The organism is Roseobacter sp. HKCCD6576-2 (genome assembly GCF_013179285.1).
Classification (GTDB): Bacteria; Pseudomonadota; Alphaproteobacteria; order Rhodobacterales; family Rhodobacteraceae; genus Rhodophyticola; species Rhodophyticola oceani.
In genome coordinates this window covers 79,072-96,964 of record NZ_WVNW01000003.1, presented here as the reverse complement: position 1 = coordinate 96,964, position 17,893 = coordinate 79,072, and the positions used below count along the sequence as shown (strand labels likewise).

Genomic DNA, 17,893 nt, shown 5'->3' with positions numbered 1-17,893 from the left:
GATGGCTGGCCAAACCCAATTCGCCGAAGCCATCATGGATGCAGGCCGACCGACCCCGGAGGGGCTCGGCGATGCCCATGGCGGCCCCGCTGGCAAACGTTTTGACGTTTATCGCAACAATGTCGCTGTCTCACTGACCCAGGCGCTGGAAACCGGCTTCCCCGTTCTCCGGAAACTCGTGGGCAACGATTTCTTCAAAGCCATGGCGGGCGTCTTCCTGCGCGCGCACCCGCCCGAGCACCCGCGCCTGCAACTCTATGGCCAACGGCTCCCGGGCTTTCTAACCAGCTTCGAGCCGGTCGCGCATCTGCCCTATCTGCCGGATATCGCCAAGCTCGAACTGGGCCTCCGGCAATCATATCACGCCGCCGATGTGACCCCGCTCTCGATGGAAGGCCTCGATCCGAATGAGGTCTTGGCGCTGAAACCCCGCGTTGCGCCTGCGACGCTGGTCGTCCAATCCCGCTATCCGATCTACGCAATCTGGCGCGCCAATAGCGACCCGGACGCCCCAAAACCCACCGGCGGCGGCCAAGACGTGATCATCACCCGGCCCGGGTTTGACCCGGTGCCGCATCTTTTGCCCATCGGCGGTGTTGCTTTCGCCCGGCTTCTAAAAGGCCGGATGAGCGTTGCCGAGGCCATGGCCGCGACCCAGGCCGCCGAACCCAAAGCCAATATCTCCGCGCTTCTGTCGCTCTTTGTCAGCACCGGCGCCCTGACCCTTGATCGGAAAGACCCATGACTGCCTTGATTTCCCTGCACAATCGCATCTTCGACGCCCTTGAGGGCCTGGCGCCGTTTCTCATCCCCACCCTGGCGCGGCTGGTCTTCGCAGGCACACTTCTGATCTATTACTGGAATTCCGGCCTGACCAAATTGGGCGACGGTTTTTTCGGCTTCCTCAATGTCGGTTTCGGGGCCTATGGCCAAATCCTGCCGCGCATGTTCGAGGCCGCGGGCTATGACGCAAGCCAATTGGGCCTTTTCGCCAAATTGCTGGTCCTCGGTGCGACTTGGGGCGAGTTCATCCTCCCGCTTCTGCTTCTGATCGGCCTCGCTACACGGCTCGCCGCCCTCGGCATGATCGGGTTTGTCTTCGCACAGAGCTGGGTCGACATTTTCGGCCATGGCATCTCCGCCGCCGACCGGGGCAGCTGGTTCGACGCCGCCTCCGGCAGCCTGATCATGGATCAACGCGCGTTCTGGGTGTTTCTCTTGATCGTCATCGTCCTGCGCGGTGCAGGGCCGCTCTCGCTCGATGCGATCCTGCGCGGCCGCTCTAAAGGAGCGCCTGTTTGACCTCAGCGCTCCACCCAAGATAAAGCTCCCCCGCCACCTCGATCACCGGGCGCTTCATCAGCGCCGCATGGGCCGTCAGCAACGCTTCTGGCGTTGCCGCCCGCGCCTCTTCCGACAACCCACGCCACGTGGTCGAGCGGCGATTCACCAAATGATCGCCAAAAGCGTCTAAAAACCGGGCCAACTCCGCCGCATCCAATGGCGCGGCCCGCACATCGCGCAAAACCGCCTCATGCCCGGCGGCCTTCAATTCCTTTACGGCCTTTCGGCATGTGTCGCAGTTTTTTAGCCCGAAAACGATCATCTCTTATGCACCTTTGCCGCAATTGCTCCGCGAATTGATGCCAGACAGAGCCCATAATCAACCCAACACTTGCCTTTTTTCAATTTCGCTCCAAACTTTTCTCTGTGACAACAGGTTTATGCTGAACCGCCCTCTCAAGAAGGCATTCCAATAGGACGGCCCTGACGACACCGCACCGCCGCACTACCGCGGGCGGAAAACCTTGAGAAGGAAAGACAACGACGATGCCCACTGGCACTGTAAAATGGTTCAACACCACCAAAGGTTACGGTTTCATTGCCCCCGATGATGGCGGCAATGATGTGTTTGTACATATCTCAGCGGTCGAACGCGCCGGTCTTACCGGCTTGGCCGACAACGAAAAAATTGGCTACGAACTCCGCGAAGGCCGTGATGGCCGCGCCTCGGCGGTGGAGTTGCAGAAGCTCTGATTCCACCTAGGGATCGGGCCACAAGACAGACGTCGCGCGGGGGAGAGATTCGGGCGGCGTATTGATGTTTTTCCCCACAATTGAGCCGTCGCCACGGCCCCGCAGATCACCTCTGACAGAGCGGCAATCCGCAAGAATTTCTTGCGCTACCCCCATTTTGCGGGCTTTCCTAAGACCTTCAGCCGCGCCTGCATTCTCGGGCGCGCCTCGGGAAAGGACCACAAATGCTCTTTGACGAAGTGATTACCAACGACCCGCGCTACACCTATAAATTCATCCTCACGCAACCGATCCGCCTCACCAACGGTGCCGTGCGCAGCGCAACCGTGCGCGGCTCCGTGCGCGAGAAAGGCGATGATTTCATTAAGCTCCGCATCCGGAACGGGCGGGATCACCAGACTGACCTGATCATCCCCAAGGCCAGCATCCTGTACATCGAACAAACCTGGCTGCGCGAATAACGCCTCAGGTGAGCGCCCGGGTGATCATCACCCCGCCCCAGGCCGCGCCCGCGGTCAAGACCGTGCCCCAGGCCATGTCGAGCACGACCATCTGCGGATGCCAGTCCCGCATGACGGCCCAAGAGGTCAATTCATAGGTGCCATAGGCCACCAACCCCAAGATCGCGCCATTGATCAGCGCCATATGCGGGGTTCCGTCCCGCAAAGCCGGCCAACCCGCGAACCATAGAATGCCAAACATGAAAATCAGGTAAAACAGGATCGCCGGCAGCCACCGGATCCCCTCGGCCAGCCCATCGCCCAGATGCCGCGCAAAGACCGGCTGGATCACCGTGGGCAACATGATCGCATCGGCGACCAGGAAGATCACCGAGGTGGCGAGGAAGAGGATCAGAAGGGACATGTGGTGCGGCTCCGGGCTGAACGATCCGATATCAACTAGCACCGCTCGCACTGATGTGAAGGTCATTGCGGCCCGTTTCTTTGACAGAAAGCCACACCGCGGCGTCAGACTTCGGCGTGGGAGCATGCAGATGACCGAATTCTAGCCCTGCTGCTGGCCCAATACACCTGCGACGCCGCTGCACAGGCCCAAGGCCCCTTGAGCGGTGACCGCCTTGCCTGTGCGGAGACCTAAGAAGACGTCAAAAGCTACTTCGCCCCCTCGACCCCGCCGACCTGGCACCCCCGAATACGGCACCCGACGTATCGCGACCTGTTTGGCCTTCAGCGAATAGGAGGAAGGGAACGCGGACACGGTTGCCAGCTTGCGGGCGATGTCCTTGGCGCGGGTGCGAAGATCGGAGAGTGAGAGCAGTGCCTGTGACGCTGGAAAAGATGCTTGCTTCGGTCAATTGGACGTATCTTTTGGGCTTGCACGCTGGTCCGGCATTAACGGGCAGGCGTCTGCCTGCCATGTCAAACAGTCGGCTTGTTGGCGACGAAACGGCACGTTTCCTACTCTCAGGCAGCAACTATTTGGAAGTCTTCTGCCACGGTGCCCTACCCGTATTCTCCTCTGCCCTTAGGAAATCATATATGGCGTCATCGGTCTCAGAAATCGTCTTCGAAATCATAACCTTATAGTGGATCGCGTCATCACGAGGAACATTCGCAGCGTCTGTTCCACGATGCGCAATTTCACCACGCAGTTTAACGAAATTCTCAATTTCTGATGGCTGAACAGTCCATGATTTCGAAAGCTCCTTTAGACCTAACATCTTTTTGAAGAGATCATCGAGTTGTTTAGGTTTCGGCGTATTGAACGAAGCACATCTTTCTTTGACAATCCTCAAGTGAACATCGCGCCAACCAAATCCAGCCAGACTTAATGGGTCGGACTTCCAAACATTCTCGTGGTAAACTGCTTGTTTAATCTGCCCCTTAATCGCATCAGGCAATGTTTGAGGGTCGCTTTTAGCTTCCAGCAGCTTCGCGACAGCCTCCTCCAAAACAGACTCGCAGTATAGTTCCCATATCGCACAGAGCATCATCACGGATGACTTCAGTATTGAGTTATGAGGATCACGCCCCTTCTTTCCTCTCCTCAACTCTGTGTGGCTTGCAATTAGAAGACCGACCTCCGGGATCATCTTGTCTCGCGCCAGAACTCGTGCTGCTGAAGGCATCTATCGGACACTCCGTTGATTGATTGTAGCAAACTATACAAAAGGCCTAAAAAGAGTCTCCTAATCCACACGACTTCTTACGCCCACTCACGCGTGAACACCGTCACTCTCTCATCCGGCCGCAAACACTCCCTCAAACTCCCGCCACTCGCCTTTGCTCATCCCCGAGTTCTCCTGCGTGACCTTTTCACCTGAAAGCATCCGCCGGAGACAATCAACCCCCTTGCCACTCAACTGCACCCCGCCCATGCGGTAATCCTCGAACGCGCCATAGGCCGCCGGGACCCAATCTTTGACCATCTCACAAATCGCCTCCGCATAGACCCGGATTTCATATTGCGCATGGGCATCGGCGCGTAGCCGCAGGAAATGGAACAGGTTGTGCAAATCCACTTTCCAATACCATTGCGTGTAAACATTCGCCGGCAGGTTCATCCGCGCCAATTCGCGGGCCAGCCCCGCCTGCCCCTCCTGGCTCAGCATCTCTTCGTAATGGTCATAGGCCCGCGCGCTGTCGGCCTTCAGCACCTCCAAAACCCGCGCCGCCTCTTCGCCTTGCAAGACCTCGCCGCGCCCCTGGTTGTTGACCACCGATTGCGCCGCCAGATGTTCCGGCGCGGGGATATAGAACTCCCGGTCGAGGATCGAATAGCGCGCCGAGTATTCATTCACATTTGCCGTCCGGTGCCGGATCCATTGCCGCGCCACGAAAACCGGCAGTTTCACATGCAGTTTGATCTCGCACATCTCAAACGGCGTCGAGTGCCAGTGCCGCATCAGATAGCGGATCAAGCCACTGTCATCGCGGGCTTTTTTGGTCCCCGCGCCATAGCTTACCCGGGCCGCCTGCACGATCGCGGCATCGTCGCCCATATAGTCGATGACCCGCACAAAGCCGTGGTCCAAAACCGGCTGCGCTTTATAGAGATGCTGCTCCATCCCCGGTGCCACGGCGCGCAAGGTGGGTTGCGGATTCTGACGGCTCTCTTCAATCTCGGCCAGTTGCTCAGGGCTCAGCGGCATATCTCTGCTCTTTCCTTCTAGGGATTCGGGGTCTACAACATCTTGCATCAGCGCGAGGCAGGCACGCAAGATAAAGGGGCAGGATGACGGATCGGGGCGTCGTTTTTCTGGAACGCCGCATGGGCGATTGGGCGCGCGAACGGCTCAATCCGCATCTCGCCGAGTTCATCATGTTTGTGCTGAAACAGGGCTGGGCGGCGCTTTTCGGCATCCTATTTCTGATCGCAATCATTGCCACCCGCTTCATCTGGTCGCCCAATTGGGCGCTCAGCCGCTATGACGCTCTGTTCCTGTTCGCGCTTTCCACCCAGATCCTGTTCCTCTGGCTCCGGCTCGAAAGCATCGCCGAGGCCAAGGTCATCGCGCTCTTCCACCTCACCGGCACCTTGATGGAAGTGTTCAAGCTGCATATGGGCTCTTGGGATTACCCCGATACCGGGGTTATGGAGATCGGCGGCGTGCCGCTTTTCTCCGGCTTCATGTATGCCTGCGTCGGCAGCTATATGGCCCGCGTCATCCGCATCTTTCATATGCAGTTCGCGCCTTACCCGCCCTTTGCGCTGACCCTCCTGCTGGCCGCCGCGATCTATGGCAATTTCTTCACGCATCATTTCCTGCCCGATATCCGCGCCGGGCTGTTCCTGGCCACAGTGCTGCTCTTCTGGCGCACCCGGGTCTGGTTCTATGCGGGCAGCACACCCCGCTGGATGCCGTTGCCGCTCGCGGCGTTCCTGTCGGCCATCTTCATCTGGGTCGCCGAGAATGTCGGAACCTTCACGCAAACCTGGTCTTATGCCGGCCAAGGCGCGCTGGATCTGGTCTCGCTCGGCAAGCTCGGCTCCTGGTATCTGCTGCTCTATGTGAGCTTCGTGACCGTCACCCTGATCTTGCGCGACGCACTGCACATCCGCCCGGTCGCGCCCACCCCACGGGAAATTTACTGAAGACAGAGGATGCGCGCGCCTCCAACCCGGGTTAGGCTACCCCAAACGAGCATAGGGAGTAGCTGTAATGGGATTGAAATATCTTCACACCATGGTCCGGGTGAAGGATCTGGAGGCCACGATGGCCTTCTTCCAACTTCTCGGCCTGCATGAGACCCGCCGTTGGGAAAACGAAGGCGGCCGCTTCACCCTGGTTTTCATGGCGCCTCCGGGGCAAGACGAGTGCCCGGTGGAGCTGACCTATAACTGGGATGGCGACGAGGGGCTGCCCTCCGACAGCCGCCATTTCGGGCATCTGGCCTATGAGGTCGACAATATCTACGAGACCTGCCAGCACCTGATGGAGGCCGGCGTGACCATCAACCGCCCGCCGCGCGACGGGCATATGGCCTTCGTGCGCTCGCCCGACAACATCTCCGTTGAGCTTCTGCAATCAGGCGAGCGGCTGGCCCCGGCCGAACCCTGGGCCTCGATGGAAAACACCGGTCACTGGTGATCCGCGCTGGCCTCATCGCCCTGGGCCTATCGCTGGCCACGCCTCTGCCACTTCATGCCCAAGCCGAGGAGCAATGCCGCTTGGCCTTGCTTCTTGCGATGGACGTCTCGGCCTCCGTCGATGAGGCGGAATATTCTTTGCAAATCAACGGGCTGATCTCTGCGCTCCTGTCTCCCGAAGTGCAGAACGGATTTCTAAACGGCCCCGGCCCCGTCGCCTTCGCGGTCTATGAATGGAGTGGACGGTTTCAGCAGGACATGCTGGTCAACTGGACGATGATCCGGACCCAAGAGGACCTCGTCACCGTCACCGAACAGATCGCGCGGGCCACACGGCAACATGCTGACTTTCCCACCGCGCTTGGCTATGCCATCGGCTTTGCCGCCGAACGCTTCGCCGAAGCCCCGCCGTGCCTGTTCCAAACGCTCGACATCTCCGGCGACGGACAAAACAATGACGGCTTCCCGCCCGAAGCCGCCTATGAGCATTTCGCGCTGAACGGGGTCACCGTGAACGGGCTGGCCATCGGCGGGGCCAGCCGCGAGATCGAGCTTTACTATGAAAGCGAAGTGATCCGCGGCCCGGGCGCCTTTGTCGAACACGCGCTCAACCATGACCATTTCGAAGAGGTCATGCGCCGAAAGCTGGAGCGCGAGCTGCGGGTGATGATCTTGGGATCGCTAGAGCCAGAACCGTCCCCCCGCTAGTTCCGCCAGGAACCTGAATCCGGCTGAAAATAGATAGTTTCACGCGTATTTGCGGACACGCCGGTCGGCTGACAAGTCGCAACCGCTTGATCCAGTCGGCGCGCACTGCGGGCGCGGGTGAAAAACCGCGCGTCGACCGGCATAACCTGCGATCCGACCAGAAGAGAGGCCCCCTCCAGCATGTCATTGATCGAACCGCGCAGCCGCCCATCTCGCAGATACCCTGCACCACAAAGCGCCAACCGGCCATCAACGGCCACTATCGTCCAACGATATTGATAGACGGTCCCCAACCCGCCGGTAAATCGTATCTCCCCGGGGATGAACTCCGATGTCACCGGGACTTGCAGCGCCGAATTCTGCGCGCTGACCGGCGCCGCGAGCATTACGGCAATCGATACGACAACCACCTTTGAAACAACCTGCCGAAATGAACGAAACATCGTATTGAACCCTTTATCTGTCCGAAAGTTCCCAATCGGTGGGTTCATTCAAAGCCACTGTCAATTCCGATTCATCCAAAAGGCGACATTAGGCCGCCCAAAAGACGTGAATTAGGAATAAACAATGGATATTTGCCCAAATATGCAATGAACCAATAATGGCGGCCTATTTCGCCTCGGAAATCGGCAAAAGCGCCGCGCCAATCCGCCGTCCTTCGGCCAGCAGCACGTTATAGGTCCGGCAAGCCGAGGGGGACGCCATCACCTCCACCCCAATGCCCGCCGCCTCAAGCTCCGCACGCAAGCCGTCGGGGATATGCGCAATCTCCGCCCCCGTCCCGATCAGCAAAACATCGATCTCATCGGCCGCCGCAATCAGAGGCCCTGCCGCTTCATACCCAGCCCAAGGTGCAACCCCCGAGGGCAGCAACACCGCCCCGCCCTCAATCCGTTCGCCACCGACCCGGAAAAACCCCGGCCCATAGCCATCGATCGGCTTGCGGTCGTCATATTGCACTTCGTGTAGCTGCATGCCCTTCTCCACTCACTGCCAGATCGGCAGCCCCATCACACCCGCCAAACCGATAATACCATATGCGACCCGGCGATACATAACTTCGCGATCCGGGTCGAATAGCGCCTGCCCAATCCGCGTCCCGATCCCATAGGCTGGCATCATCACCACACCCAGCCAAAGTGCCTCCAGGCTCAACAATCCCTGAAACGCCATTTGCGGCAGGACCAGGATGCTGATCGTGGTCAGAAACACCATCGTATTGGCCCGCATCACCTCGGCCCGGCTGCCCGCGCCCAGATTGAACAAGATCACAATCGGCCCCATCAGCCCGGTCAGCCCGCCCAAAACGCCCGTGGCCGCGCCAACGCCGACGCGGGTGGCCACCCCCGGCCGCGTGGCATAGCGCCAACCCGCCATCAACGCCGCCAAGGTCACCAAAACCGTCGTCGCAACCGCGATGCGCACCCAATCGACGTCCAAGACACGCAGCAGGTAGATCCCAAACGGCGCGCCCAGAAACGCCGCGCCAATCAAGGTGAAGGTCGCGGATTTCTCCGCCACCCCCCAAGCGCGTGGCACAACGGTGAATAGCGACACGATTGCCGAGAGGGAGAACGCCGCAATCGCAAAGGCGGGCTCCAGCCAGATCGTTGCCAAAGGCATGAAAATCAGCGCCGAGCCGAACCCCGCAAAGCCATAAACCACCCCCGCAAGGATCGTCGTGGCCAGAACCCACACCAGCCCGTCCAGGGCCAGTGCGGCGCTCAACGCCTCAGGCATCTATGTTGGAAAACTGCGTTCCGGCATTTCCATCCGGCTTCGACCAATCGCGTTTCACCCCGATCATCAAGACGACATTCTTCGCCACATAGATCGAGGAATAGGTGCCTACGATCACGCCCCAGAAAATCGCGAAGACGAAGCCGCGGATCACATCGCCACCGAGGATCAGCAGCGCCAAAAGCGCCAGAAGCGTCGTGCCACTGGTCATCAAGGTCCGGCTCAACGTCTCATTGGCGCTGAGGTTCATCACGTCGACCAGCGGCATTTTCTTGTATTTCCGCAGGTTCTCGCGCAGCCGGTCGAAAATCACCACCGTATCGTTGATCGAATAGCCGATGATCGTCAGAAGCGCCGCGATCGTCGCCAAATCGAACCGGATTTGCAGCAGCGAAAACACCCCGATGGTCAACACCACATCGTGGATCAAGGCCGCCACCGCGCCGACCGAGAACTGCCATTCGAACCTGAGCCAGATATAGATCAAGATCGCCGCCAGCGAGATGCCGACCGCAAGCAGCGCCGTGGTGATCAACTCGCCCGAGACCTTCGGCCCGACGCTTTCCACCGAGGGGAAGGTCATCTCCGGGTCAATCGCCGCCACAAGCGCGTCTTGCACCGCATTCACCGTCTCCGGTGTCACACTCTCCTGGCCTTCCTGCGCCTGAATACGGACCATCGCCACATGGCGGCCCGCCTCAAAGGTTGGGTCGAACACTTCGGTGATCGAGACATCGCCAAGGCCCAACGGATCAAGCGCCGCGCGGTAGTCGCCCACGACCACCTCCTGCGTGCTCTCCACCCGCAGCGTCGTGCCGCCAAGGAAATCGATCCCGAAATTCAGCCCCATCGCAAGCCAGATGCCAATCGACACCACCATGGCGACGATTGAGGCACCGAATGTGACCCGCGCGAAGCGGAAGAAGTTGAAATTTGTCTCTTGGGGAACCAGGCGCAGGCGCATCTCTTAGACCTCGATTGTCTTGGGACGCCGGCGGTCAAACCAGGTCAAAATCAGCAAGCGGGTGACGTAAATCGCAGTGAAGACCGAGGTCATGATCCCGATCCCCAGCGTGACGGAGAAGCCGCGCACCGGACCGGAGCCTACGGTGAACAGAATGATCGCGATGATGAAGGTCGTCAGGTTCGCATCGATGATCGCGCTCAACGCCCGGCTATAGCCCAGCTCAATAGCGCGCGCCGGGCCTTTCGCGGTTTTGAGCTCCTCGCGGATACGTTCAAAGACCAGCACATTGGCATCCACCGCCATCCCGATGGTCAAAACGATCCCGGCGATCCCGGGCAGGGTCAGCGTCGCCCCGATCAGGCTCAAGACACCGAAAATCAGCCCCACATTCAGGATCAGCGCGACACTCGCGAAGATCCCAAACAGCCCATAACTGAGGATCATGAAGACCAGAACGGCGACAAAGGCGACCATCGCCGCCACCTGCCCCGCAGCAATACTGTCGGCACCCAATTCCGGCCCGATGGTCCGCTCCTCAAGGAAAGTCATCTCCGCGGGCAAGGCCCCCGCGCGGAGCAAAATCGCCAAATCGGTCGATTCCTGCACATTGAAATTCCCGGTGATCTGGCCCGAGCCACCGGTGATCGCCTGCCGGATCACCGGCGCGGAAATCACCTCTTCATCCAGCACAATCGCAAACGGCGCACCAACATTGGCCGCCGTATACACACCGAACAGTGACGCGCCATGCGGGTTGAACCGGAAGGTGACACTGGGCTGCCCGGTCTGCGCATCAAATGCGGGCTGGCTGTCCACCAGATCGTCGCCCGTCACCACCGGCGTCTGCTCTAGGATGTAGAACACGCCCTCTTCGTCCAGCGACGGATAGATCACCTGCCGCGACCCGGCCACTTCCGCCCCATCCGTGGTCCGCCCCACCACCGGGTGGAAGGTCAGCCGCGCCGTCGTCCCGATCAGCGCCTTCAACTCCTCGGCCGAGCCGATCCCCGGCACCTGGATCAAGACCCGCCGCTCGCCCTGCCGCTGAATGGTCGGCTCACGTGTGCCGACCTCATCAACCCGGCGGCGCACAATCTCCACCGATTGCTGCATCGTCCGGTCCAGCGTCGCCTGCTGCTCCGCCGCGCTCAGCGTCACCGTCAGAATGTCGTTATTACCGCTGACATCCAGCGTGCTCTGCGCAATCCCGGTCAGGCTCACCACCGGCGCCGCAATCTCGCGCACTGCCGCGACCGCCGCCGCCATGCCCTCGGGCTGCGAAATCTGCACCTGCAACTCGCCAATCGGCGCGTCCTGCCGCCGGATCGTGCCGACCTCCGCACGCACCTCTCTCAGCGCATCACGCACCTCGGGCCAAAGCGCATCCATTCGCTGCTCATAAACATCCTCAACCCGCACCTCGGCCAGCAAATGCGCCCCCCCGCGCAAATCCAACCCCAGATTGACCAATGTCGCGGGCAGGAACTCGGGCCAAAGCGCCCGATCCGCCTCCAACGCATCATCCGTGGCCCCGGTCTCTTCGATCAACGCCACCGCATCATTATGCCGCTCCACCCGGTCGTAAAACAGGTTCGGCATCGCCAGAGCCAGACCAATCGCAACCACACCCCAGATCAAAACCCGGTTCCAAAGGGGGATATTCAGCATGTCGGATGGCTCCTAGCGCGAAGGATCAGGCGTTGTCGGCCGGCTCGGTTTTCGAAACAACCTGGACGATCGTCGGCCGCGCCACGCGCACCTTCACCCCCTCGGCAATCTCCACCTCAACCTCGGCGTCATCCTTGACCTTGGTCACCTTGGCATAGAGGCCGCCTTGCGTGATCACCTGATCGCCCCGGCGCAGCGCATCCACCATCGCCTTGTGTTCTTTGACTTTCTTCTGCTGCGGCCGGATCAGCAGGAAATACATGATCACGAAGATCAGGATCAGGGGCAGGAATTGGGCGAATGCACCGTCCATCAGAGGTCCTCTTGGTTGTCCAACGCGGGGCCAGCCCGCAAAATCGGCGGCACGATACGGGCCGGACCAAGGGAAGGCAATGGCCCGCCCGCCCTTTTCCGGTTCCCATAAACGGGCCTTCTGCGGCATATGGGACGCAGGGGATGAATGACAACCGGGAAAGATGTGTTGGAGCCGGGGAGAGCAACCTATCCGACACCCCAAAGCTAACAGCCATAAAACCTTTTGCCGAAACGATGAAATTGCGGTTTGTTGGACCGGAGGTGTTAGGCTCAGAATGAGTAGTCAAAGCAAAACTACCGCTGTCGCAGTCGAAAATGACCGGGCAGACATAGAAATCGCGCGTATCAATGAACTGACCCGGGTCGGGCGGACAAACTGGTTCGGCCTAATGGCATTCTTAGCCTTTGCCACGGTCACTTTGCTGCGTGTCGAAGACGCGGATTTCTTCATTCCGTCTCGTGAAACGGTCTTGCCGCTCATCGGGGTCTCCATCCCAACCTACTCATTCTTCATCTTCGCGCCTCTCTTGGGCACGGCGCTTTATGTCTATCTTCACCTGCATGTCCGCAAGATGGCAGAGGCACTTGCTACACCTGATCCTCTTGTGAAGGGCCAACCGCTAGAGCGGCACCTGAACACCTGGTTGCTGAATGACTTCATTCTCAAACTTCGCCGCGATGCCGCCTCAACGACGCGGCGGATGGACTGGATCGCAAACTCCGTCACGCTGGTCTTGATTTGGATCGCAGGTCCCTTGGTGTTGTTTGGTTTCTGGTTAAGAAGCTGGCCCGCCCATGACGAATACCTGAGCGTGTTTCTACTTGTTCTTGCCCTGTTCTCGACACATGTCGCGATCGGCAGTTGGCTCTCCGTCCGCGACGCGTTTCGGGTGGAAGGCCGCCCGGGATTGGCGACGCTCACCTACGGGATGGGCCTAACTGCGAGCTTTCTGGTGATGGCTCATCTGACGCTCGTCAAAACCGAAATCGGAACGGTTCGGGACCTCACTGCTCCAATCACATTACGTGTAGCAACCAGCAGTTGGGAACTCTCTCTCCGCTTGCACGAGTTTTGGACAGAGATGGAACCCGTAAACTTGCGGAACCTGCAGGCGGTCGAGATAGCGCCTGAGCGCTTGGACCACGAGACCGCGCGCCATAGCTACCGCATCGATTGGTGTGGGCGCGAGGAACTAACGATGGAGGTTTGCGGTCCATACACCGATTGGGCAGACGCAATCACAGACAGAGTTCAGTCCGCACGCGCCGTCTGGTGCACCGAAAACGAAAGTGATTTGAGCTCAACCTGCTCAGATCATTTTGGGACTATTGATAGGCGCTTTCATGAAGATTGGCGGGCTCATCGGTCAGCTGAGTTCATCAACCTCTCGCCACCGGATCTGACAGGGGCAGATCTCCGCAACGCGGATCTTGATGGTGCCATCTTAGTTGGCGTGTCTCTAACCCGTGTGCAAATACAGGGGGCAGACCTCACTGGGGCGCAACTAGAGGGAGCAAACCTACAGTTCGCCCAGATGCGAGGCGCGGACCTCAGGAACGCGCAGATGCAGGAGGCCAACCTTATGCAAGCGCAAATGCAGGGGGCAAATCTTCGAGGCGCGGAGATGCAGCGAGCGGTCCTTTGGAGCGCGCAGATGCAGGGGGCAAACCTCGAGCGCGCGCAGATGCAGGGCGCAGACCTGTGGGACGCTCAGATGCAAAGGGCAATTCTTTGGAACGCACAGATGCAGGGGGCAAACCTGACTCGGGCAAAGATGCAAGAGGCGGACATGGCTAGCGCGCAGCTGCAGGGGTCAAATCTCAGCGCTGCGGAGATGCATGGGGTAGACCTTACGCGCGCGCAGATGTCAGAAGGCACCCTACTCAGAGCTGCTAGGCTCCGAGGTGCCGCATCGGGGCAAGTCGACCAGATCACCACCAACCAACTCCGCCCGTTCTGGCCCGAGATATTCGCAGACGGTTCCGTCCCCGTCCCGCCCGAACTCCGTCCTACCCATTGGCCCAGATTCGCATTGGACGACGAACACTTCCAGACCGAATGGCGCAAATGGCAGGCCAATCCGGAGGGTTACAGATTGCCCGACCCTGTGCTCGACTAACCCGCACCGCGTCTGTATCAGACCCATACCGAATCCATACCGGTCCCATACGCCCCTTTCCCCCTTCAAACCCGCCGCCGGATCGGGCATACCGCGCCGCAACACTCTGCCCGATCAAAGGCCCGCTCCATGCATGACATCCGCGCCATTCGTGACAATCCAGACGCTTTCGACGCCGCCCTCGCGCGCCGCGATATGGCCCCGCAATCGCCCGCCCTTCTCGCCCTCGACGAAGCGCGCCGCGCCTGCATTCTGGCCGCTGAAACCGCGCTCGCCGAACGCAATGCGGCCTCCAAAGAGGTGGGCCGCGCCAAGGCCAGCGGCGATGAGGCGGAGTTCGAACGCCTCCGCGCGTTAGTCGCTGAAAAGAAAGATGAAATCGCGCGCCTGGAAGACGAGGCCAAGGCCAAGGACGCGGCCCTGACCGAAGCCCTCGCGGCCCTTCCCAACCTGCCTTATGACAGCGTTCCCGATGGCGATGACGAAGACGATAACGAGGAAATCCGCCGCCACGGCAGCCCGCGCAATTTCAGCTTCACGCCGAAAGAGCATTACGAGCTGGCCGCCACCCAAGACGGCATGGATTTCGAGACCGCCGCCAAGCTCTCGGGCAGCCGTTTCGTCCTCTTGAACGGTGGAATTGCCCGTCTTCACAGGGCCTTAGCGCAATTCATGCTCGACACCCACACGCTTGAAAACGGCCTCACCGAAGTCAACGCCCCCGTCCTGGTCCGTGATGAGATGATGTATGGCACCGGCCAATTGCCGAAATTCGGCGAAGACAGCTATCAGACCACAAATGGCTGGTGGCTGATCCCCACCTCCGAGGTCAGCCTGACCAATATCGTCAACGGCATGATCATCGAGGAAAGCTATCTGCCCCGCCGCTACACCGCCCATTCGCTCTGTTTCCGCAGCGAGGCCGGCAGCGCGGGCCGCGACACCTCCGGTATGTTGCGTCAGCACCAGTTCGAGAAGGTCGAAATGGTCTCGATCACCCATCCCGATCACTCCGATGCGGAACTGGAGCGGATGACCAAATGCGCCGAGGGAATCCTTGAAAAACTCGGCCTGCCCTACCGCACCGTGATCCTCTGCACCGGCGATATGGGCTTCGGCGCGCGCCGCACGCATGATATCGAGGTCTGGCTGCCCGGCCAAAACACCTATCGCGAGATCAGCTCCTGCTCTACTTGCGGCGATTTCCAGGCGCGTCGGATGAATGCGCGCTTCCGTCCCGAAGGCGGCGGCAAGCCGGAATTCGTCCATACCCTGAACGGCTCCGGCCTCGCCGTGGGGCGTTGCCTCATCGCGGTTCTGGAAAACGGTCAGGAGGAGGACGGCTCTGTCACCCTGCCCGAGGTTCTGCACCCCTATCTCGGCGACAAAACCCGGATCGACGCGGGAGGCGCCCTTGTCTGACATCGAAAACCCCGAAGACCCGAATGACGGCGCCAAGCTCAAGGCGATCCTCATCGTCTGCGCGGCCCTGGCCTTCGCCGCCGCGCCGCTGATGACACAGCCCTTCACCGGCTTCGACCCCGATGCATTCCCGAACCCGACGCCGCCCTTGCCACTGCAACCGGCGGGTTACGCTTTCGCGATCTGGGGCGTGATCTATGCCTGGCTCATCGCGTCCGCCTTCTTTGGGCTGATCAAACGCGATGTCGATCCGGGATGGGACGCCACCCGTTGGCCGCTCTTCATCAGCCTCGCCGTGGGGGCCAGTTGGATTGGCGTGGCGCAACTGAATCCGGTGATCGCGACACTCCTGATCTTCGTGATGCTCGGCGGTGCCGTCTTTGCCATGGCCCGTGCGCCGCGCAGCGACACTTGGCTTTGTGCCGCCCCGCTCGGGCTCTACGCGGGCTGGCTGACGGCGGCGAGTTTCGTGGCGGCGATGACCACCCTGACGGGGTGGACCGGGATCGGCCCGGGCGCGGCCAGTTGGCTTGGGCTGATCGCCATCGGCGCGCTTGGCATCGCGATCCTGCGGCTCCGCCCACCGGTCACCTATGCGGTGGCGCTGGATTGGGCGCTGGTCGGCGTCGCGGTCTCGGTCTTCACCAGTGACACATTCAACCTGCCCTTCGCCGTCGGTGTCATCACCGCCTTCGCGGCGATTGCGCTTGGATATGTCCGGGGCCTGCACAGGGGCTAAGCGCCCTTCTTCCTGATCACCCACGCAACACGCCCGGCAAGGGCGTGACATCTGAGTTGCAGGTGCAGACTTCCCATCCATCTGGCCTTTACCCCACCCCTCTGGCAAAGCTATGGCACAGAGGCAAGATAGAAGCAGGATCGGGGCGGGCTTATGCGCATTCTCATCACCAATGACGACGGCATCAACGCCCCCGGCCTGAAAGTCCTCGAAGCCATCGCCACCGAAGTCGCGGGCCCGGGTGGCGAGGTTTGGACGGTCGCGCCCGCCTTCGAACAATCCGGCGTCGGGCACTGCATCTCTTACGTCTCGCCCACAATGATCGCCGAGCTTGGGCCGCGCCGCTATGCCGCCGAAGGGTCGCCCGCCGATTGCGTCTTGGCGGGCCTCTACGATGTCTTAAAAGACAATCCACCCGATCTGGTCCTCTCTGGCGTCAACCGGGGCAACAATTCGGCCGAAAACGTGCTCTATTCCGGCACCATCGGCGGCGCGATGGAGGCCGCCTTGCAAGGCCTGCCCGCCATCGCGCTCAGCCAATATTACGGGCCCGGCAACGCCCATCTTGACGACCCGTTCGAGGCCACGGTTGAACACGGTGCGGGCCTGGTCCGCGCGCTCGTGGATCAGGGCCATTGGGACAAAGCCGATTACCGGATTTTCTACAATGTGAACTTCCCGCCGACCCCGGCGGCCGGGGTCAAAGGCCATAAGGTCGTCTCGCAAGGCTTCCGCACCGAAACCTTCTTCGGGATGGACGCGCATATCGCCCCCAATGGCCGCCGCTTTCTCTGGATCACCGGCGGGCCGCAACATATCCCGACCGCGCCGGGCACCGATGCCCATGCCAATCTCGACGGGTATATCTCGATCACCCCGCTGCGCGCCGATCTGACGGCGCATGAGGCGCTTGATGATCTGAAAGCCGCCCTGGAATGATCAGATGACCACCGAAGCCGAGCGCAAAATGCAATTCCTCTTCGCCCTTCGATCAAAGGGCGTGACGGATCAGCGGACGCTTGGCGCGATGGAAAAGGTCGACCGGGGTGATTTCGTCCGCGGACATTTCGAAGACCGGGCCTATGACGACATGCCACTGCCGATCTCCTGCGGGCAAACCATCTCGCAACCGTCGGTCGTGGGTCTGATGACGCAAGCGCTGAATGTACAGCCGCGCGACAAGGTGCTCGAGGTTGGCACCGGCTCGGGCTATCAGGCCGCCGTGCTGAGCCATCTTGCGCGCCGGGTCTATACAATCGACCGGCACCGGACACTGATCCGCGAAGCCGAAAAACGGCTGGCCGCGCAAGATATCACCAATGTGACCGTGATGGCCGGGGATGGCTGCTTTGGTATGCCGGAACAGGCCCCTTTCGACCGGATCCTAGTTACCGCCGCCGCCGAAGACCCGCCCGGGCCGCTTTTGGCCCAACTCAAAGAGGGCGGCATTATGGTCGTGCCCGTGGGTCAATCCGATGCGGTGCAAAGTTTGATCAAGGTCACGCGCGGGCCAGATGGGCTGCATTATGATGAGTTGTTGCCGGTGCGCTTCGTCCCCCTGCTCGAAGGCATGGCCACAGATTAGACCGCGCCTGGGGCTGGCGTTAACCTTGCATTTTGGTGTAA

At 60.4% G+C, this 17,893-nt stretch carries 22 protein-coding genes; 12 read left to right on the top strand and 10 right to left on the bottom strand.

Features of this window, described 5'->3' with window-relative positions; all coding sequences use genetic code 11:
• The first annotated feature begins 1 nt into the window (after window position 1).
• On the top strand, window positions 2-745 hold the full coding sequence (locus GTF44_RS13060; protein WP_171561711.1) for a DNA-binding domain-containing protein: 744 nt from the start codon (window positions 2-4) through the stop codon (window positions 743-745).
• A complete protein-coding gene (locus GTF44_RS13055; RefSeq protein WP_171561708.1) occupies window positions 742-1,302 on the top strand; it encodes a DoxX family membrane protein in 561 nt (186 codons plus the stop codon). The genes GTF44_RS13060 and GTF44_RS13055 overlap by 4 nt, the downstream gene beginning before the upstream one ends.
• Here GTF44_RS13055 and GTF44_RS13050 read toward each other — a convergent pair.
• A complete protein-coding gene (locus GTF44_RS13050; RefSeq protein WP_171561705.1) occupies window positions 1,283-1,606 on the bottom strand; it encodes an arsenate reductase family protein in 324 nt (107 codons plus the stop codon). The two genes, GTF44_RS13055 and GTF44_RS13050, sit on opposite strands and share 20 nt — an antisense overlap.
• A 224-nt stretch (window positions 1,607-1,830) precedes the next feature.
• On the opposite strand from GTF44_RS13050, the gene GTF44_RS13045 reads away from it, so the two are divergent.
• Both GTF44_RS13045 and GTF44_RS13040 read left to right on the top strand, forming a co-directional pair.
• Complete coding sequence (locus GTF44_RS13045) at window positions 1,831-2,037, top strand: cold-shock protein (protein WP_145216217.1); 207 nt, start codon at window positions 1,831-1,833, stop codon at window positions 2,035-2,037.
• A gap of 224 nt (window positions 2,038-2,261) precedes the next feature.
• Window positions 2,262-2,498 (top strand): hypothetical protein, encoded by a 237-nt coding sequence (locus tag GTF44_RS13040; protein WP_171561702.1) that lies wholly within the window; start codon window positions 2,262-2,264, stop codon window positions 2,496-2,498.
• A 4-nt stretch (window positions 2,499-2,502) separates the two neighbouring features.
• On the opposite strand, the gene GTF44_RS13035 is transcribed toward GTF44_RS13040, so the two are convergent.
• From GTF44_RS13035 to thyX, 3 genes are all read right to left on the bottom strand, one after another.
• On the bottom strand, window positions 2,503-2,901 hold the full coding sequence (locus GTF44_RS13035; protein ID WP_171561699.1) for a DUF2177 family protein: 399 nt from the start codon (window positions 2,899-2,901) through the stop codon (window positions 2,503-2,505).
• Between the two features lie 571 nt (window positions 2,902-3,472).
• A complete protein-coding gene (locus GTF44_RS13030; RefSeq protein WP_171561697.1) occupies window positions 3,473-4,090 on the bottom strand; it encodes a HEPN domain-containing protein in 618 nt (205 codons plus the stop codon).
• Window positions 4,091-4,237: 147 nt separating this feature from the next.
• Window positions 4,238-5,149, bottom strand: a complete 912-nt coding sequence (gene thyX / locus GTF44_RS13025; protein ID WP_171561695.1) for an FAD-dependent thymidylate synthase — start codon at window positions 5,147-5,149, stop codon at window positions 4,238-4,240.
• Between the two features lie 83 nt (window positions 5,150-5,232).
• On the opposite strand from thyX, the gene GTF44_RS13020 reads away from it, so the two are divergent.
• The 3 genes from GTF44_RS13020 (at window position 5,233) to GTF44_RS13010 (ending at window position 7,296) form a co-directional block, all read left to right on the top strand.
• Entirely contained in the window at window positions 5,233-6,093 is an 861-nt protein-coding gene (locus GTF44_RS13020; RefSeq protein ID WP_253261310.1) for a DUF817 domain-containing protein, read from the top strand.
• Between the two features lie 67 nt (window positions 6,094-6,160).
• Window positions 6,161-6,589, top strand: coding sequence for a VOC family protein (locus tag GTF44_RS13015; protein ID WP_171561693.1), 429 nt, complete (start codon window positions 6,161-6,163; stop codon window positions 6,587-6,589).
• Window positions 6,586-7,296 (top strand): DUF1194 domain-containing protein, encoded by a 711-nt coding sequence (locus tag GTF44_RS13010; RefSeq protein WP_171561691.1) that lies wholly within the window; start codon window positions 6,586-6,588, stop codon window positions 7,294-7,296. Before GTF44_RS13015 ends, GTF44_RS13010 begins: the two co-directional genes overlap by 4 nt.
• Here the strand turns inward: GTF44_RS13010 and GTF44_RS13005 are convergent.
• From GTF44_RS13005 to yajC, 6 genes are all read right to left on the bottom strand, one after another.
• Window positions 7,293-7,739, bottom strand: coding sequence for a hypothetical protein (locus GTF44_RS13005; protein ID WP_171561689.1), 447 nt, complete (start codon window positions 7,737-7,739; stop codon window positions 7,293-7,295). The two genes, GTF44_RS13010 and GTF44_RS13005, sit on opposite strands and share 4 nt — an antisense overlap.
• A gap of 166 nt (window positions 7,740-7,905) precedes the next feature.
• Complete coding sequence (locus GTF44_RS13000; protein WP_171561687.1) at window positions 7,906-8,271, bottom strand: Mth938-like domain-containing protein; 366 nt, start codon at window positions 8,269-8,271, stop codon at window positions 7,906-7,908.
• Between the two features lie 12 nt (window positions 8,272-8,283).
• Window positions 8,284-9,024, bottom strand: a complete 741-nt coding sequence (locus GTF44_RS12995) for a sulfite exporter TauE/SafE family protein (RefSeq protein WP_171564098.1) — start codon at window positions 9,022-9,024, stop codon at window positions 8,284-8,286.
• 4 nt (window positions 9,025-9,028) lie between these two features.
• Entirely contained in the window at window positions 9,029-10,000 is a 972-nt protein-coding gene (gene secF / locus GTF44_RS12990) for a protein translocase subunit SecF (RefSeq protein ID WP_171561684.1), read from the bottom strand.
• Window positions 10,001-10,003: 3 nt separating this feature from the next.
• Window positions 10,004-11,671 (bottom strand): protein translocase subunit SecD, encoded by a 1,668-nt coding sequence (gene secD, locus GTF44_RS12985; protein WP_171561682.1) that lies wholly within the window; start codon window positions 11,669-11,671, stop codon window positions 10,004-10,006.
• Window positions 11,672-11,696: 25 nt separating this feature from the next.
• Window positions 11,697-11,984 (bottom strand): preprotein translocase subunit YajC, encoded by a 288-nt coding sequence (gene yajC, locus GTF44_RS12980; protein ID WP_145216183.1) that lies wholly within the window; start codon window positions 11,982-11,984, stop codon window positions 11,697-11,699.
• Window positions 11,985-12,261: 277 nt separating this feature from the next.
• Here yajC and GTF44_RS12975 point away from each other — a divergent pair, with 277 nt between their 5' ends.
• From GTF44_RS12975 to GTF44_RS12955, 5 genes are all read left to right on the top strand, one after another.
• Window positions 12,262-14,106 carry a pentapeptide repeat-containing protein gene (locus GTF44_RS12975; protein ID WP_171561679.1) on the top strand — a complete coding sequence of 615 codons (1,845 nt, stop codon included), beginning with the start codon at window positions 12,262-12,264 and terminating at the stop codon, window positions 14,104-14,106.
• A 129-nt stretch (window positions 14,107-14,235) separates the two neighbouring features.
• Window positions 14,236-15,528: a serine--tRNA ligase gene (serS, locus tag GTF44_RS12970; protein WP_171561677.1), complete on the top strand. Its 1,293-nt coding sequence runs from the start codon at window positions 14,236-14,238 to the stop codon at window positions 15,526-15,528.
• Window positions 15,521-16,267, top strand: a complete 747-nt coding sequence (locus GTF44_RS12965) for a hypothetical protein (RefSeq protein WP_216365147.1) — start codon at window positions 15,521-15,523, stop codon at window positions 16,265-16,267. Before serS ends, GTF44_RS12965 begins: the two co-directional genes overlap by 8 nt.
• Window positions 16,268-16,420: 153 nt before the next feature.
• Complete coding sequence (gene surE, locus GTF44_RS12960; protein WP_171561675.1) at window positions 16,421-17,206, top strand: 5'/3'-nucleotidase SurE; 786 nt, start codon at window positions 16,421-16,423, stop codon at window positions 17,204-17,206.
• A gap of 4 nt (window positions 17,207-17,210) precedes the next feature.
• The gene (locus GTF44_RS12955) at window positions 17,211-17,852 is read left to right on the top strand and encodes a protein-L-isoaspartate(D-aspartate) O-methyltransferase (protein ID WP_171561672.1); all 642 of its coding nucleotides are present in this window, start codon (window positions 17,211-17,213) and stop codon (window positions 17,850-17,852) included.
• Window positions 17,853-17,893: the final 41 nt, after the last annotated feature.